The following is a 14,801-nucleotide window of genomic DNA, read 5'->3' as shown; positions in this document are numbered from 1 at the left end:
TATGAGTTCTTTAAGCAACTTATCGCTTCAGCTTGCGAGAAACAGCACCACCGCCAACCAGAAAGTCATACGCGCGGGTGAAGATCCTGCAACATCGGAAGACATTCAGGCGTTCTACTCGCTCATACTACAGCAAGACTTCGCCAACTTTGCCTATCTGGAGCAAGGGCGCGTCATTCACGAAACGATCAAAACAACCATCGAGAGCTTTCAGTGATTTGAAAGCGCTCATCATTGACTGGTTGAAGAGCGGCAAAGAACAAATAACCTTACTTGAAGGACAAGATGACATTGTGATCCGCCTTCATGTTAGCGGGGTATTGGTAAGCGTCAGGCTGACTTCAACTTCATCTAACAACACCGAACTGCAACATTGGATGCGGATCGGCTCTGCGAGTCTGAATCACTTTCAGGGCGCAGTGGCGCAAGCATCCAGCTGTGGCACCCTCTGGATTATCCAAAGTCTTCAGGGTGCGCCTGACGAGCATCGCGTGTTCGGTAGCATCGAATCTCTGCTCAACCAACGGGATACCTGGCGCGCCATGTTCGCACGCCTGAATAAACCAGCCCATACACCCAAACCAACTTCACTACGTGCGTTGCGGCATTAATCAGGAAAGCTCCTATGCATAACAAGATTTCCCAACACACCTGCTTGCATATTGATCCGCCTGACACTTCATCCAGACGCGCGAAATGGCAATGGCTGGCTCTATTAGCCTGCGTAATGGCTCCAGCGCACAACCTGCTTGCAGCCATCCCCTCAGAATGGAAAAACACCGCCTACGGCTACGAGGCCGACCATAAACCGCTGCGGGAAGTGCTCGACGACTTCGCCCAGACCTTTGGCACGCAACTGCAAATCGAAGGCCTGCTGGAGGGTGACGTCAACGGCAAGATCCGCGCAAATACCCCACAGTCCATGCTGGATAGACTCGGGGTTGAACACCGGTTTCAGTGGTATCTCTACAACAACACCCTGTTCATCAGTAAGTTGGACCAGCAGGAATCCGCGCGCCTGGAAGTCTCCTCGGAAACTATTTCAGACCTCAAGCAAGCGCTGACCGATATCGGCCTGCTTGATAGCCGTTTCGGCTGGGGCGAATTGCCCGAAGACGGTGTCGTATTGGTTTCCGGCCCCAAAACCTACATCGAACAGATCAAGCAGTTCAGCAGCAAACGCCGCTCGGCGGACGAAAAGCAGAGCGTGCTCAGCTACCCGCTCAAATTTGCCAACGCGGCAGACCGCACCGTGGATTACCGAGGTGAAAAACTCGTCGTTCCCGGCGTCGCGAGCATTTTGCGGGGACTCTTGGAACCCCGTTCCGCCTCAACGCTTTCGGGGATGAGCCAACCCGCCTCATCCCAGCCATCCCCTCTAACCCCCAACGTGCCTCGGCTGGGCAACCCGTTGCTGGGCCAAATGCTCGGTGCAAATGGCAACACAGGGCAGTTGAACGCCGGACCCACAATGACCACGCGGGCACCGACATCCAACAGCCGCATCCGCGTCGAAGCCGACGTGCGCAATAACGCCGTGCTGATCTATGACCTGCCGGAACGCCAGGCCATGTACCGCGAGTTGATCACCCAACTTGACGTCGCCCGCAAACTGATCGAAATCGATGCGATCATTCTTGATATCGAACGTACGCAATTGCGCGAATTCGGGGTGAACTGGGGTTTCCAGAACAGCCGCTTCCGCGGCGGCGTCAACATGGCGCCTGGCACCTCGTCGCAGGTGTCGATTGAAAACCGTGATCGTTTCTACGCCGATATCCGCGCGTTGGAGGCCAAGGGGCTGGCAACCATGGTCTCCAACCCGTCGGTGCTCACCCTGGAAAACCAGCCGGCGGTGATCGACTTCAACCGCACCCAATACATCACTCCCGGTAGAGATTACGCAACCATTTTGCCCGTCACGGTGGGCACCAGCCTCCAAGTGGTTCCCCGGGTAACGACGGGGCGCGGCGTTCACCAGATCCATTTGGCCATCGATATCGAAGACGGTAATTTCGACGAAACCAACCCCGAGCGAGACCCCAATCACCCCGATGTTCGACGGGGCAAGGTCAGCACGCAGGCCGTGATGCAGGAGAAGCGTTCGCTGGTAGTGGGTGGCTTCCATGTCACCGACAGTTCCGACCAGCAAAAGAAGATCCCGTTGCTGGGGGATATTCCGTTGCTGGGCAAGGCGCTGTTTTCCTCGACAGAACGCCACAACAATCGACGTGAACGCTTGTTCATCCTCACTCCCCGCGTGATCGGGGACCAGGACGACCCGTCGCGCTACTTGCCACAGGACGACCAGGCCGAGTTGCAAGCGGCCCTCACACCACTGGCCAGGCGCTACTCACCGCATCAGCCGGTGATCAAACGCAGTGACATCATCACCACCCTGGCGCGCTTGGTCAGTGGAGAAGTCCCCAAGTCTTTCAGTGCGGCACCTATGCCTCTGGCGCTGAACACCTTGTGCAGCACCCGTGATTTACTGGCGCTCAATAGCGAACGCAGCCAGTGGTACGCCGGCCCGGAATACAACGTGGCGGTTGTGGTGTTGCGCAACCAGTTCAAACGTAATGTGCGTATCGATGAAAAGGAATGCAGCAACTCGCAGACCCTGGCGGTCACCGTCTGGCCGCGCGCATGGCTCAAGCCGGGTGAAGAAGCCGAGGTATTTATCGCCATGCGCCCGGTGGTGAAGGATGAACACCTCAGTGTGCCCCGTCCCTCTATGATCACTCCAGCTCAGAAGGCCACACCATGATGAACCGACTGTTGTGCGTCACCTTGATCGGCGCCGCAATGCTCTTCACCGGCTGTACGCCGACGTGCAAAGGTGACTCATGCTCACGCCCGCAATCGAGCCAAGACAAAATGGTGATCTGGTGGCCGCCGCAGATGCGCGTCGAGCCCGCCCCCTCCGGTGAGCGGGCGGATTACCAAACGGTATCACTGGAACGATGAGACATCCGGATATGCCCGACGACCCAAGGCAGGCATTTTTCGACAACCTGGTGAGTGGCGCAGCCGCTCACCTGCCCCTGGCGCCCGGCATCAAGGTTTGCGCACAACGCGCCGGCCAGCGACCAGGCTTGGCCTTGTGCATCGCGCGTGAGGCTTTGCAGACCGGGCAATTGCAACGGGTGCTGGAGCGACGCTTTGAGCAGGCAGTCGCGTTCGATGGCTGCTTTATCTACCTCGACCCTCAGCACGCCCTGGTGATCTGGCATGCACTGCCGGCAACCGCCAGCACGCTCGACAGGATCCTCAGCCGGATGCTGTCGCTGGCCACCCTGCAAGCCTTGGACACGTGATCAGCGTCGCTCAAGCTCGGGAAGTTCCAGGGTTTCGCGCTTGGCCTCATCATCGAGCTCACGCAGGGTTCGGTAAATCAGCGCCACGGCCTGCAAGGTTTCGCGAGGGATACCAGCGCCCAGTTTTTTCGTGTAGAGCGTGCGCGCCAGCCAGACACACTGGATCACCGGCACGTCGGCCGCCTTGGCGCGGCGGATCAATGTGCGGGCTTCATCATCCGTACCTTTGCTCACCAACATCGGCAGTGGTGTCTTACCCGGACGGTAATACAGCGCGACGGCATAGTGCGTCGGGTTGACCACCAGCATGTCGGACTCCTCGAGCTTGGGCAGCTTGACCTTTGGTTCTTCCTGAGCCAACTGGTACGCCAACGAACGGCGTTGCCCTTTCACATGGGGGTCGCCCTCCATGTCCTTGTACTCTTTGACGACTTCTACTTGGGTCATACGCATGCGCTTGGCAAAAAAGTGCTTGGACAGGATCATGTCGACAAGCGCCAGCACCAGCAGCATGCCCAGGCACACGTGCAGCAGATGACGGAACAGCGCGATCAACGCCACGATGTAGCTTTGCAGGTCACTGGTGGCCAGGTTGATCAGCGTGCCCACTGCGGGCCAGATCACCACATACAGAATCAAACTGATAAGGAAGGCTTTCGCCACGCTCATCAGCAGGTTCATCAACTGCTGGGCAGAGAACATCTGCTTGACCTGACTGACGGGGTTGAGGCGATTGAAATCCATCTTCAAGGCCTCCGGCGCAAACAGCAGTCCGAACTGCATCCAACTGCTGATCAGCTTCGTGGTAATCGCGACCCCGGCCATCAACAGGGCAAATGAAAAGAACACCCCCAGCGCGTCGAACAGCACCTCTTCCAGCGCACGCGTGAAAGGCTGGTTCAGCCGTGACATCGGCAACAGCATCAATTGCTGGAAGCGTTGCAGGCTGGTCTCGGCGGTGGCCAAGGCAATTTCACTGATCGCTGTCAGCGCCAGCAGCTTTGCGACATCCTGGCTCTGGGCGACCTGGCCTTTCTTGCGTTGGTCACGCAGTTTCTTGGCGGACGCCGGGTGCTTTTTTTCGCCTGAGTCACTCATGGCACTGCGACCTTGAGCAAAACGCCCAATGAATGTTTAAGGTCGCCCAGCAGGCTTATACGCCCGACGATCAGATCCTGCAGCAGCGCAAAGTACAACAACAGGATGCCAATGCCCGCCAGGCTCTTGACCGGTGGCGCCAGGGTACTCACCTGTAACTGCTGGCTGTAGACCCCCAACAGTGCGATGCCGAACTCCAGCAACAGCAACACCGCAATAAAGGGGGCGGCATAGAGCATCATGTGGGTGAACGTATCCCCCAGCAGGCCGATAAACACATCAAAGCCATTCACCGCAGGCAGCGGAAACCACAGGGTGGGCGGCCAGATCAGGTAACTGTCCCAGATCACCTGGGTCAGCGTGCCCAAGCCGAGACTGGTCATCAGCAGGAAAATCGCCAGTTGCTTGAACATATGCCCGATCGGCGTTGCATCCGGCCCCAACGAAGGGTTGAGTTGCCCACCCGCCAAGGCTCCCCGCTGGTTATCCAGCAGCGCCCCCACTGATTCGAACATCCAAAACGGCATCGCCAGAAGCACCCCCAGTAAAATCCCCAGGGCCACCTCCTTGAGTACCAACGCAGCCAGCATGATTGCGGAGTAATCCTGGCCCGCCAATGCAGCATGAATACCCGGTGCGGGCATCAACGCCATGACCATCACCAGGGTGTGCCGCGGCATGCCTCGGATGTGTTGAAAACAGAACGCCGCCACCAGGATGCCGCACGGGTAGATACGCGCCATGCCGATCACCAGGCTGGGCAGGTATTCGAGATAGAGCAGCATGGGTTGGGCCTCAGTTCAGGGCCGAGCGGCCGATCATTTCAAAGGTCAGGTTGATCAGTTGGATCAACTCCACGCCAATCCAGCGGCCGGTCATGATCAGCGTGATACCCACGGCCACCAGCTTGATACCGAAGGGCAATGTCTGGTCCTGTACCTGCATCAATGCCTGCACGAGAGACGTCAACACCCCCACCACCACCGCCACGATCAACGGCGGCGCCGACAGCACCACCACCAGCAACATGCCCTGCTTGAACAGCACGATAGGTTCCATACGGCACTCAGAGGTAGGAGAGGAACAGACTGTCGAGCAACCGGGACCAGCCGGACACCATCACGAACAACAGCAATTTCAGCGGCAGGGAAATAGTCATCGGCGAGACCATTTGCATGCCCAACGACAGGAGCAGGTTGGAAACAATCAGGTCGATCACGATGAAGGGGATATAGATCAGAAAGCCGATCTCGAACCCCGCCTGCAGCTGCGACAGCACGAAGGCCGGGATCACCAGGATCAAGTCTTCGCGCTGCACCTGCTCGGCCATCTGCGCAGGCCACAAGCGCTTGGAATTCTCCAACAGGTGCGTCAGCACATCCGGATCGATGTTGCGCAGCATGAAGGCACGTAGCGGTTTGATGGCCTCGTTTCCTGTCTGCAGGAGCATTTGCACGTTGCTCAAGTCCAAGGGCGAGGCTTTGACGTGCTCGGCGATTTCATACCCCACCGGGGCCATGATGAATAGCGTGGCCGCCAGTGCGATGCCATTGACGGCCATGCTGGGCGGCACCTGCTGCACACCGATGGCGTTGCGGGTGATCATCAGCACAATCACAATTTTCAGGAACGCGGTACAGACGATCAACAGCATGGGCATCAATGACAATGCCGCCAGGAAGACCGCGAGAACTAAGGGATCCAGCCCTTGCAGGATCATCCGGCGAACATCACGCGGGACAACTGCAAGCCCAGGCGCCCGTCGACTTCCACCAACTGCCCCAGGCCGATCGGCCGGTCGCCGTAATAGAGACCCGCCATGCCGGGCGCATAACCGGCGACACCCAGTACGGCACCGGGGGCGAGGCTGCGCAACTCGCCCAGGGTGAGGTTCAGTGTTCCGCAGCGTATGTTCAACGCCATGCTCAACTCGTCGAAGGGCTCATGGCCGAATACGTCCACAACGGGTTCATCTTCGTCATACCCCGAGTAATGGGGAGCGATAAATTCTTCATCCATGGAGGTGCCCTCAATCGAAGTCAGTGTCAGACACAACGCGCCTGCGTCATCGTCAATGCGCCCATGCAGCCGCTGCCTGCCAACCTGTACGTGGCCAGCGCCCTGGGCCTGGAAAAAATTCTGTTCTGGTATCAGCACATCCCCAGCCCGCAGGCCACGCACCTGTGCAATCGGTAATTGCAGGCGTCCAAGGGTCACGGCAATTGCCAGTTGAAACGACGCTGACAACGGCGCGGCGTTGCTGCGCCACGACCCGGCATCACACAACGCGAGGAAGCTCTCGGCCGTCAGCCACAGATAGCCCATTGCCCGGGAGGCCCCCAGCGTCACGCTGAGTCGGCAACCAAACCCCTTGGGACGCTCGACGTCCAGCAGTCGCACATGGCCCAGCAGTGTTTGCACCTGCGGGCTCAGGTGGTGTTGGAACAACGCCCAGAACCAGGAGTCCGGATCGTTGCCCGTCTTGGCCAAGGTCACCGGGCATTCGCCCAGCAGACTGAGCAAGGGGCCAGCCTCGGCCAGCGCCAACACCCCGCGTGCCGTTTCGAAACACAATGGCTGGCCCGCAGTGGGCGCACGACCCGGTTCGAGCCACAGCTCACCACGCTGCCCCGCGACGTCGAAGGGCAAGCGCAAGCCGCGCCCGAGACGACGGCGTGCGGCAACTATGTCGCCACTGACCCGAGGCAGCGGCACTGCCGGAATCATCATGCAGCCCCGACAGAGGGAAGCAGCAGGCTGACCGTTTGCCCCAACGATTGTGTAAAGCGGTCCTCAACCTGTTGCCGCACGCCATTCAGCCAGCGCGCCGTCGCATCATCTTGTGCGTCCAGGTCGATACTCCAGGCGCTCTGTTCACGGCGCACACTGGCGTTGATCCGCCCCAGGCGGGGCAAGTACAACACCGCCTGCAGCGGCCACTGCGACGCGGCCTGCAGACGAGGTACCAGTTGCTCGGCCAGCGCCTCGATCATGGCTGCAGCGCTCGACGCCTTGGTTCCCGACAGCTGAGGCCCTGCCCCAGAGCCCTCCCCCTCATCCGCCCACAATTGGGAAAACAATCGCGTCAGCTCCGCAGGCAGGACGCCCGCCATTGCAGGTTCTCGCTCCTCTCGTCTTTCACGCGGGCGTGGACGCTCGGCGGGTTTATCTGAAACCTGGATCATGTTGGCTCCTGCGCCAGTAAAAGAGATAACTCCTGAAGTTTTTCCACCTGCCGCAGGCAGGCGGTGACCTGCTTTTGGGCTCTGCCGACGCAGGTCTGTCGTTCTTCCTGCTGGCCCTGCAAGGCTTCCAATTGCCCCATGCCCCGCCGGGTATTGGCCGATAAGGAACGCTCCTGCGCGCCCCAGGACTTCAGCGCCTGCAGGTTCAATACCTGGCCCTGGTGCTCACTGAGCAACTGGGCGCTTCGTTCAGCCTCATCACGGCGGATCTGCTCAAGTGCATCCTCGGCCTGGCGGATATTGGCAAGCAGGGCCTGCTGGGCCCGCTTCGCCTCCCGCAAGGCACGTTCGGCTCGGTCTGCCCGATGCCGGCGCAGGCGGCGCAGTGTCTCGACTTCGCCGAGCAGCCCATCAGAAGGGGACATAGGCTGTCAGCTCCTTAAGTTGCTCAAGCGTCGTCGCCATCGGCGCAGGCTCACGCAAGTCCTGGCGCAGGAAATTGTCCACCGCCTGGCGACTGTCCACCGCCAGGTCGGTCAAGGCATCGCTGCCGGGCTGGTATTCCCCCAGCTTGAGCATCAGTTCGATCTGCTGATAGGCCGACAACAAGCGTCGCAACGCCGTGCCCGCCTGGATATCCACAGGCTCGGCGACGTTGCTCAGAATCCGCGAGAGGCTCGCCAGCACATCCACGGCGGGATAGTGCCCACGCTCCGCCAACTTGCGAGACAACACGATGTGGCCGTCGAGCAACGAGCGCACTTCATCGGCCACCGGATCGTTCATGGAGTCCTGCTCGATCAACACGGTGTAGATCGCCGTGATCACCCCCTCACGGGTCAACCCGGCGCGCTCTACCAGACGCGGCAGCAGGCTGTACACAGAAGGCGGCAGGCCACCGCGCCCGAGGGGTTCGCCAGCGGCCAGGCCGATCTCACGTTGGGCCCTGGCAAATCGGGTGAGGGAGTCGATCAGCAGCAGCACTCGCTTGCCCTTGCGCCGAAAACCCTCAGCCAGTGCCGTGGCCGTAAAGGCTGCACGGGCTCGCTCCATGCTGGAACGGTCGGACGTGGCGCACACCAGTACGGCCTTGGAACGCAGTTGCTCATCGAGTTCATGATCGAGGAATTCACGCAGTTCCCGACCCCGCTCGCCGATCAGGCCGAACACGATGACATCGCACTCCACGTTACGAGCGATCTCGGCCAACAGGGTGGTCTTGCCGCAACCGGCCCCGGCGAACAGGCCCACGCGCTGGCCCTCGCCCAGCGTCAACAGGCCATCGATCGAACGCACACCGGTGGCCAAGGCGCGGTTGATGCGCGGTCGATCAGTCGGCAACGGTGCCTCGCACAACACGGCGCTGGAGTCCGGCGAGTCAGCCTCGACAAACGCACTCGGGCCTTCTCCCGTGATCGGTCGCCCGAAGCCGTCCAGCACCTGGCCCAGCAAAGCCTCGCTGACCTGCACCCGATGCGAGACCCCAAGACGCTCCACCCCCGCGCCCACCTGCACGCCTTCCAGATTGCCCAGGGCGCTGAGCACCGCGTCCTGCTGATCAAAACCGATGATCTCGGCCAGCATGTAGTCGCCCTGCTTTTTCTCGACCCGACACAGATCACCGATACGCGCTTGAGGCAGCCGACACTGCAACAACATGCCATTGACGCGCTGGATGCGCCCCCGCATGGTCACCGGTGCGAAGGTGGCCAACGATTGGAACTGGCGTTGCTGCCAGGCTTCCAGGCGTGCTTGCAGTTCCGCACTCACCAGCGCACCTCATAGCGCTGTACGCCATCGAACACCACCTTGCTGTTGTCGATCAGCACCAGGCGCAGGCCGTCGACTTCATCCCCGACAAACAAGCGGCTGCCCTCCTCCAGAACCACGTGACCATTGGGCCCGCCCACGATCTGCACAATCTTGAACGGCAACGTCCCATCGCGTACGCGCACACGGCTGATCACCGGCACGGCGCTGTCGAACTGCTCGCCAAAACGGCTGAGCATGCGTGCGACCAGCTCAACATCATCCTGTGAGACGTCCCCACTGAGCGCGACCTGCCCGTTGATCACTTGCAAGCTGACGCGCTGGTTCAATTCACGTTCGCCGAGCATCTTCAACAACTGCTGGCGGACCTCAAACGGTGAGGCCAGTTCGTGCTTTTGCACCACAGGCGGCATCAGCGAGGCCTGGGCCTCAGGCTTCCCGGTGGACGCCATGCCCACCACAATGAAGATCACCGTCACCACCAGCACCAGCGTAATCAGACGCTTCTGCTGAGTGTGCGAAATGGCCGACAACTTAAGCACCGGCACTGATTCACTGACCCGTGGCGACACCTCCGGTGCAGAGGCTGCAGCCTGGGGCCAGGGCTCATCGGCCAACGTGACGCACAACCGCACGTTGCCCACCAGAAACGTGGCGTTCGGCGCCAGATGGGCAATCTGAGCCAGCACCTGACCCTCTGCACCTTGCAACAACCCGGCCTCAGCCTGCACCGACCAGTTCGAGTCGATGAGTCGCAGCCGGGCATGCTGCTCGGCGACGCCTGGATCGCTCAGCACCAGGTCAGCATCAGCGTGGGCACCGATGCTCCACTGCTCCCCGAACAAGGGCAGCGCTGCCCCCTGATGCCGCCCATCAAGCACTCGCAATTCGAACATCAGCGAGCCCCCCAGGCCTGACATAGCCAAGTCTTCATGCCACCGCACCACGCATCAACTCGTCCTGGCCCAGGTCGAAGCGCCCCAGCACCTTGACCTTGGAAGAGCTGCCCAGCTCAGCGAAGGACAGCACCGGCACGTGGTTGAACTCCTCCAGCAACATCGTGCGCAGCGGGCTGCGCAAGTCCTGTGCGACCAGCATCACGCTCTTGAGTTTGGGGCGAACGGGAAAGGCTTGATTGAGCAGGCTGACCAACGCCGCGCTGTGTTCGTCATCGAGGGCGAAGAACACCCCGGTCTGGGTCTGGCGCAGCGCCTCACGCAGGATGTTTTCAGTGTGCGGCGACAGCAACCAGGCATGCAGGCCGTCAGCTTCGCTGTACTGGTGGTAGATCTGTGCCTTGAGCGCAATGCGCGCGTAGTCGGCGAGCGCGTCCGGCTCGCGTTCATGCTGGCCGTACTCGATCAGCGACTCAACGATCAGCCGTACGGCGCGCAACGGCACACCCTCGCTGGCCAGGCGTTGCAGTACTGCCGAAAACCGCGACAGCGGCATGATCCGCTGCAGTTCCTGGACCAGTTCGGGTTGGTTGTGCTCCAGCCAACTGAGGATCGACTTACTCTCCTGAATCCCCAGGAACTGCGGCCCGCTGAGCATCATCGCCTGCTTCATGCGCTCGACGATCAGGCTCGCCGAGGTGAAGCGCTCCAACTGCGGGTCATCGAGCAGCGGATCATCCGGTGCCAGCCATAGCCAATCCTGTTCATCGCGCTCCACCAATCCTGGAATGGCATGTGCCGGCTCAACCGTCAGCGCTTTACGCTCCACCGCCACATGGCTGACCACCGATGCCTTGACCATGGGCACTTCGTGGACACAGAAGCGCATTTCGTCGTCGTCCAGTGAGTCGTCGAGTTCCACCTCGAACGGTGGCAGCGTCAAGCCGATATTGGCGACCAGTGCATTTCGGGCCTGGCGGATCGAGTGAACAAGATCCGTCACCTCAGGCGTCCCCCGTAGCACCGGGGAGAATTGCAGCAGGTAGGGCCTCGACGGATCAAACCCACGCAAGTCCTCACGCCCGTTCTCTTCAGGACGCACCGTTTCGGCGGTTTCTGCAGCAGGTTGCTCCTGCCGTTGACGCTGGCGCATCAGGTAGTACCCCAGACTGCCAGTGACCAGCGCGATGAGGATAAACACTCCAGTGGGCATGCCGGGTACCGCGGCAAAGGCGAGCATGCCTACCGAGGCGATCATCCAACTCTTGGGTTCGCTGGTCATTTGCCGGGCAATTTCGGCGCCCATGTTGCTGGCGCCCTTGCGTCCGTCCGGCGCCACACGGGTGATGATCATGCCGGCGGTGAGGGAAATAAGCAGCGCCGGGATCTGTGCGATCAGGCCGTCGCCGATGGTCAATACCGAGTACAGCGTAATGGACTCGGAAGCACTCAAGCCGTGCTGAAACATGCCGGTGGAAAAACCACCCAGCAAGTTCACCACAACGATGATCAGGCCAGCGATGGCGTCGCCTTTGACGAACTTCATGGCGCCGTCCATGGCGCCGAACAATTGGCTCTCACGGGACAACTGCTCCCGTTTGTCCCGCGCTTGCATGCCGTCAATCAAACCGGCGCGCAAGTCGCTGTCGATGGACATCTGCTTGCCGGGCATCGCATCCAGGCTGAAACGCGCGGCCACTTCGGCCACTCGCTCCGAGCCCTTGGTGATGACCAGGAAGTTGACCAGGGTCAGGATCAGGAAGATCACCATCCCCACGGCGAGGTTGCCGCCCACTACAAAGTTGCCGAAGGCCTCGACGATGTCTCCGGCGTCCTGCTCCAGCAGGATCAGGCGTGTCGTGGCAATCGACAGAGACAGGCGAAACATGGTGGTCAACAGCAGGATCGACGGGAACGAAGAGAACGCCAGGGGGCCTGGCAGGTACAACGCCAACACGATCAACAGGCATGAGATGCAGATGTTGAGCGCGATCAGGATGTCCACCAGCCAAGTGGGCAGCGGTACGATAAAAATGAACACGATGGCCATCACCACCACGGCGCCCAGCACTTCTGCGCGTTGCGCGACCTTGAGCAGAAAACCGTTGATGGCCGAAAGCGCTGTCACGCCATAACCCCCAGCTCACCCGGAAAACGCGCGGGGCCACGCGTCACCCGGTCCAGCTCACCGATCACCGCCAGAAAGCCACGCAAGGTCTCTTCGCGTACCCGACCGTCGAGCCATATCGCCAAAGGCAATTGCTGGACCACGGGATAAAGCGCATTGAGGGCCAGCAATTGCTGGGCATTCGAACTCCCTGACAGGTCGCTTCCAAGCCGCAGGATTTCAGCAGCCGCGATACCGGCGCCCGCGTAACCCAGCAGGCGTTGCAGCAGGCTCACGGCATCATGATCGATACCCAGGCGCTGCATCAGGGCATTGCAACCGGCCAACACGCCGCTCAACTGTCCACAGCTTTGCAGCCCCAGTAACAGGGTACGCAACAGCGGCGTTGGCAGTGACGACACCTTGGCCGCAATGTCGTCCGCCAAAGCCTTGCGCATCATCTTGAGCCCGTCGGCAAGCCGTTCTTCGCCATAAACCCCCAGCAACGCCTGCATCATCGTCGCCAACGATTGACGCGCGACCACACTGGCGTAGTAGAGCGTACGCAGCGCCTGGCGCTCCTGTGGATCGGTACCCGCCGCTTGCAGCGCCACGGCAATGTTCAGGCCAGCCTGGATCTCCCCTTTGAAGCGGACCTCCAGCTTGGCAATTGCATCACGGGCCAACGCGGCTTCCGATGGGCGTATTTCAACATCGGCCTGGGTTGCCACATATTTGAGTACCACGAACGCACGGGCGGGGTCTCCACCCGCCAGTTCCAGCAATTTGTCGACATGGGGATGCTGCAGCAACTGCCAACGGATACGGCGCGAAAGGCTCGCGAGGGTCGCCTGGGCAGGGTGGCCCAACTGATCATAAATTTGCGCGAGCTGCTCGGCCGGCGGCACGCGCACACTCATCATGCGCTGACTCAACGGTTGACTGTTGTTTTGCACTTCCAGGTTGAACAGGTGGGCGAGCTCATCCATGCCAGAAGCCGGCGCCGGCGTGGAGGCCGGGCTGACGGCAGGTTGATCCAGCGGCTGGACCGTTTGCACATCCGGGGAGGATTCGACTTTCATGGACAGACCTGAACAGGAAGAGTGTTTCCCTGTGTGGCAAGGCCAGCGCAAATGGTTCCAAAAAGTCAGATCACACGAAAAGTTTGAAAAGACTTGCACAGACCTTCAAGGCTCTATGCAAAGGGCTGCACGAAAAAATACATTTCAAAAAAAATTATCGATATAAATCATAAAGTTATGAAAATTATTTTCTTGGCATAGCCAGTGCAAAAGGGGTTCCCGTCGACACCTTTTCGACTGCGTCTACACCAAGGAAACAATCATGAATATCCCTATTGAAGCTTTAGCGCACCTCGTTGGCAGCTCGCCTCAATTCATGCTTCACCTGACAGACGACCAGCAAAAAAAACTGCGGCGCTTCATTCATAAGCGCGTACTCAACCCGGAAGATGCGGATGATCTTCTGCAATTGACTTACTTGGAAGCCTGGCGCAACCGAGAGCGTTTCAGCGGCAATGCCACGCTCAGTACGTGGATGTGCGGTATCGCGCAAAACCTGATCCGCAATCACTTCAGGCGCTTGTACGCCAAGCCCGTGCATTGCGAGTTTGATGAGTCGCTCTGGCACGGCCAGGAGGACAACCACAATCTGGATTGGGAATTTGAGGTCAACCGTCGCCTGGAAAAAACCCTGAGCGCTATCGATCATCTGCCGACGGAAATGCGCAAGACGCTGTACGCATCACTGGAAACCGACGGTAGCTATCAGGACACAGCCGACGCACTGGACATTCCTATCGGCACCGTGCGCTCACGCCTGTCACGGGCCCGTGAACAGCTCAAGCGCGCCACGCACAACCCGAAACACCCTTAGCGTCAGTGCACGCGTTGAGCGGCAGGGATATCTGCTCAACGCGATCACATTTTGCGGGGCCTCGGCAGGGCGAATACTGATCCACTCGTCGCCAGATCCGCTGATTTCGCTTAAACAGTTGAAAGCGTAGATAAAAATTCAAAATAAATACTTGACGCATTCCCGTTCTACGCGAATAATGCGCGCCACTTGGCTACATAGCTCAGTTGGTTAGAGCATAGCATTCATAATGCTGGGGTCCGGGGTTCAAGTCCCTGTGTAGCCACCAAGTACCGATCCATAGATGTCTACAGCAGTCTATGAATCACCTCAAGAAGCCCGCCTAGTGCGGGCTTTCTTGTTTCTGACGTTCCAAAACACCGCAGCCTCACAGCGCCTTCTCCTGAACGCCCTCCTTCCTGAAACCCCATTTCGCCTTCAGTTTTGCGGGGGTTCCCGCGCGCCCCTCGGAAACACCTGACATCCAAAGCCATTTACTTCCAAGCATGCTCCACAGGGTTTGAAAACAGCCACGTTGCCCTGAACCTCCCAC

Annotated in this window: 17 protein-coding genes and 1 tRNA gene; 7 read left to right on the top strand and 11 right to left on the bottom strand. The window is 59.7% G+C overall.

Annotated elements, in window-relative coordinates; all coding sequences use genetic code 11:
- The first annotated feature begins 1 nt into the window (after nucleotide 1).
- From OZ428_RS04340 to OZ428_RS04320, 5 genes are all read left to right on the top strand, one after another.
- The gene (locus OZ428_RS04340; protein ID WP_133074825.1) at nucleotides 2–217 is read left to right on the top strand and encodes a hypothetical protein; all 216 of its coding nucleotides are present in this window, start codon (nucleotides 2–4) and stop codon (nucleotides 215–217) included.
- Between the two features lies 1 nt (nucleotide 218).
- Nucleotides 219–611: a type III secretion protein gene (locus OZ428_RS04335; protein WP_133074826.1), complete on the top strand. Its 393-nt coding sequence runs from the start codon at nucleotides 219–221 to the stop codon at nucleotides 609–611.
- A gap of 116 nt (nucleotides 612–727) precedes the next feature.
- Nucleotides 728–2,767: a type III secretion system outer membrane ring subunit SctC gene (gene sctC, locus OZ428_RS04330; RefSeq protein WP_442964816.1), complete on the top strand. Its 2,040-nt coding sequence runs from the start codon at nucleotides 728–730 to the stop codon at nucleotides 2,765–2,767.
- Nucleotides 2,764–2,967, top strand: coding sequence for an HrpT family type III secretion system protein (gene hrpT, locus OZ428_RS04325; RefSeq protein WP_033896942.1), 204 nt, complete (start codon nucleotides 2,764–2,766; stop codon nucleotides 2,965–2,967). The genes sctC and hrpT overlap by 4 nt, the downstream gene beginning before the upstream one ends.
- An 11-nt stretch (nucleotides 2,968–2,978) precedes the next feature.
- Nucleotides 2,979–3,317 carry a transcriptional regulator gene (locus OZ428_RS04320; protein WP_269132797.1) on the top strand — a complete coding sequence of 113 codons (339 nt, stop codon included), beginning with the start codon at nucleotides 2,979–2,981 and terminating at the stop codon, nucleotides 3,315–3,317.
- Here OZ428_RS04320 and sctU read toward each other — a convergent pair whose 3' ends face one another.
- Genes sctU through sctW form a run of 11 tightly spaced genes read right to left on the bottom strand, consistent with a single transcriptional unit; the run spans nucleotide 3,318 to nucleotide 13,455 of the window.
- Nucleotides 3,318–4,415, bottom strand: coding sequence for a type III secretion system export apparatus subunit SctU (gene sctU / locus OZ428_RS04315; RefSeq protein WP_033896939.1), 1,098 nt, complete (start codon nucleotides 4,413–4,415; stop codon nucleotides 3,318–3,320).
- On the bottom strand, nucleotides 4,412–5,200 hold the full coding sequence (sctT, locus tag OZ428_RS04310) for a type III secretion system export apparatus subunit SctT (protein ID WP_269132796.1): 789 nt from the start codon (nucleotides 5,198–5,200) through the stop codon (nucleotides 4,412–4,414). Before sctT ends, sctU begins: the two co-directional genes overlap by 4 nt.
- Nucleotides 5,201–5,210: 10 nt before the next feature.
- Complete coding sequence (gene sctS, locus OZ428_RS04305) at nucleotides 5,211–5,474, bottom strand: type III secretion system export apparatus subunit SctS (protein WP_033896937.1); 264 nt, start codon at nucleotides 5,472–5,474, stop codon at nucleotides 5,211–5,213.
- Nucleotides 5,475–5,481: 7 nt separating this feature from the next.
- On the bottom strand, nucleotides 5,482–6,135 hold the full coding sequence (gene sctR / locus OZ428_RS04300) for a type III secretion system export apparatus subunit SctR (RefSeq protein WP_269132795.1): 654 nt from the start codon (nucleotides 6,133–6,135) through the stop codon (nucleotides 5,482–5,484).
- The gene (locus tag OZ428_RS04295; protein ID WP_269132794.1) at nucleotides 6,132–7,145 is read right to left on the bottom strand and encodes a FliM/FliN family flagellar motor switch protein; all 1,014 of its coding nucleotides are present in this window, start codon (nucleotides 7,143–7,145) and stop codon (nucleotides 6,132–6,134) included. The genes sctR and OZ428_RS04295 overlap by 4 nt, the downstream gene beginning before the upstream one ends.
- Nucleotides 7,142–7,600: a type III secretion system HrpP C-terminal domain-containing protein gene (locus OZ428_RS04290; protein ID WP_269132792.1), complete on the bottom strand. Its 459-nt coding sequence runs from the start codon at nucleotides 7,598–7,600 to the stop codon at nucleotides 7,142–7,144. Before OZ428_RS04290 ends, OZ428_RS04295 begins: the two co-directional genes overlap by 4 nt.
- Nucleotides 7,597–8,025, bottom strand: a complete 429-nt coding sequence (gene sctO / locus OZ428_RS04285; protein ID WP_133074833.1) for a type III secretion system stalk subunit SctO — start codon at nucleotides 8,023–8,025, stop codon at nucleotides 7,597–7,599. Before sctO ends, OZ428_RS04290 begins: the two co-directional genes overlap by 4 nt.
- Nucleotides 8,012–9,370: a FliI/YscN family ATPase gene (locus tag OZ428_RS04280; protein WP_330912299.1), complete on the bottom strand. Its 1,359-nt coding sequence runs from the start codon at nucleotides 9,368–9,370 to the stop codon at nucleotides 8,012–8,014. The genes sctO and OZ428_RS04280 overlap by 14 nt, the downstream gene beginning before the upstream one ends.
- The gene (locus OZ428_RS04275) at nucleotides 9,367–10,266 is read right to left on the bottom strand and encodes an FHA domain-containing protein (RefSeq protein ID WP_269132791.1); all 900 of its coding nucleotides are present in this window, start codon (nucleotides 10,264–10,266) and stop codon (nucleotides 9,367–9,369) included. The genes OZ428_RS04280 and OZ428_RS04275 overlap by 4 nt, the downstream gene beginning before the upstream one ends.
- A 34-nt stretch (nucleotides 10,267–10,300) precedes the next feature.
- Nucleotides 10,301–12,394 carry a type III secretion system export apparatus subunit SctV gene (gene sctV / locus OZ428_RS04270; protein ID WP_269132790.1) on the bottom strand — a complete coding sequence of 698 codons (2,094 nt, stop codon included), beginning with the start codon at nucleotides 12,392–12,394 and terminating at the stop codon, nucleotides 10,301–10,303.
- Nucleotides 12,391–13,455, bottom strand: coding sequence for a type III secretion system gatekeeper subunit SctW (sctW, locus tag OZ428_RS04265; RefSeq protein WP_133074837.1), 1,065 nt, complete (start codon nucleotides 13,453–13,455; stop codon nucleotides 12,391–12,393). The genes sctV and sctW overlap by 4 nt, the downstream gene beginning before the upstream one ends.
- Before the next feature lie 262 nt (nucleotides 13,456–13,717).
- Here sctW and OZ428_RS04260 point away from each other — a divergent pair, with 262 nt between their 5' ends.
- Entirely contained in the window at nucleotides 13,718–14,269 is a 552-nt protein-coding gene (locus OZ428_RS04260; RefSeq protein ID WP_038842785.1) for an RNA polymerase sigma factor, read from the top strand.
- Nucleotides 14,270–14,460: 191 nt separating this feature from the next.
- Nucleotides 14,461–14,537, top strand: a tRNA-Met gene (locus tag OZ428_RS04255).
- The last annotated feature ends 264 nt before the right edge of the window (nucleotides 14,538–14,801 follow it).

The sequence above is a fragment of the Pseudomonas sp. GXZC genome (assembly GCF_026967615.1).
GTDB lineage: Bacteria > Pseudomonadota > Gammaproteobacteria > Pseudomonadales > Pseudomonadaceae > Aquipseudomonas > Aquipseudomonas azotoformans_A.
The sequence above is the reverse complement of the archived record's forward strand: the minus strand, read 5'-3'. Positions and strand labels throughout refer to the sequence as shown.

Coding starts and splice junctions, on each gene's coding strand:
- OZ428_RS04260 (WP_038842785.1), top strand. CDS start 13,718: ATGAATATCCCTATTGAAGCTTTAGCGCACCTCGTTGGCAGCTCGCCT.
- sctO (WP_133074833.1), bottom strand. CDS start 8,025: ATGTCCCCTTCTGATGGGCTGCTCGGCGAAGTCGAGACACTGCGCCGC.
- sctR (WP_269132795.1), bottom strand. CDS start 6,135: ATGATCCTGCAAGGGCTGGATCCCTTAGTTCTCGCGGTCTTCCTGGCG.
- OZ428_RS04320 (WP_269132797.1), top strand. CDS start 2,979: ATGCCCGACGACCCAAGGCAGGCATTTTTCGACAACCTGGTGAGTGGC.
- OZ428_RS04290 (WP_269132792.1), bottom strand. CDS start 7,600: ATGATCCAGGTTTCAGATAAACCCGCCGAGCGTCCACGCCCGCGTGAA.
- sctS (WP_033896937.1), bottom strand. CDS start 5,474: ATGGAACCTATCGTGCTGTTCAAGCAGGGCATGTTGCTGGTGGTGGTG.
- sctW (WP_133074837.1), bottom strand. CDS start 13,455: ATGAAAGTCGAATCCTCCCCGGATGTGCAAACGGTCCAGCCGCTGGAT.
- sctU (WP_033896939.1), bottom strand. CDS start 4,415: ATGAGTGACTCAGGCGAAAAAAAGCACCCGGCGTCCGCCAAGAAACTG.
- hrpT (WP_033896942.1), top strand. CDS start 2,764: ATGATGAACCGACTGTTGTGCGTCACCTTGATCGGCGCCGCAATGCTC.
- OZ428_RS04275 (WP_269132791.1), bottom strand. CDS start 10,266: ATGTTCGAATTGCGAGTGCTTGATGGGCGGCATCAGGGGGCAGCGCTG.
- OZ428_RS04340 (WP_133074825.1), top strand. CDS start 2: ATGAGTTCTTTAAGCAACTTATCGCTTCAGCTTGCGAGAAACAGCACC.
- sctT (WP_269132796.1), bottom strand. CDS start 5,200: ATGCTGCTCTATCTCGAATACCTGCCCAGCCTGGTGATCGGCATGGCG.
- sctC (WP_442964816.1), top strand. CDS start 728: ATGGCTCCAGCGCACAACCTGCTTGCAGCCATCCCCTCAGAATGGAAA.
- OZ428_RS04295 (WP_269132794.1), bottom strand. CDS start 7,145: ATGATGATTCCGGCAGTGCCGCTGCCTCGGGTCAGTGGCGACATAGTT.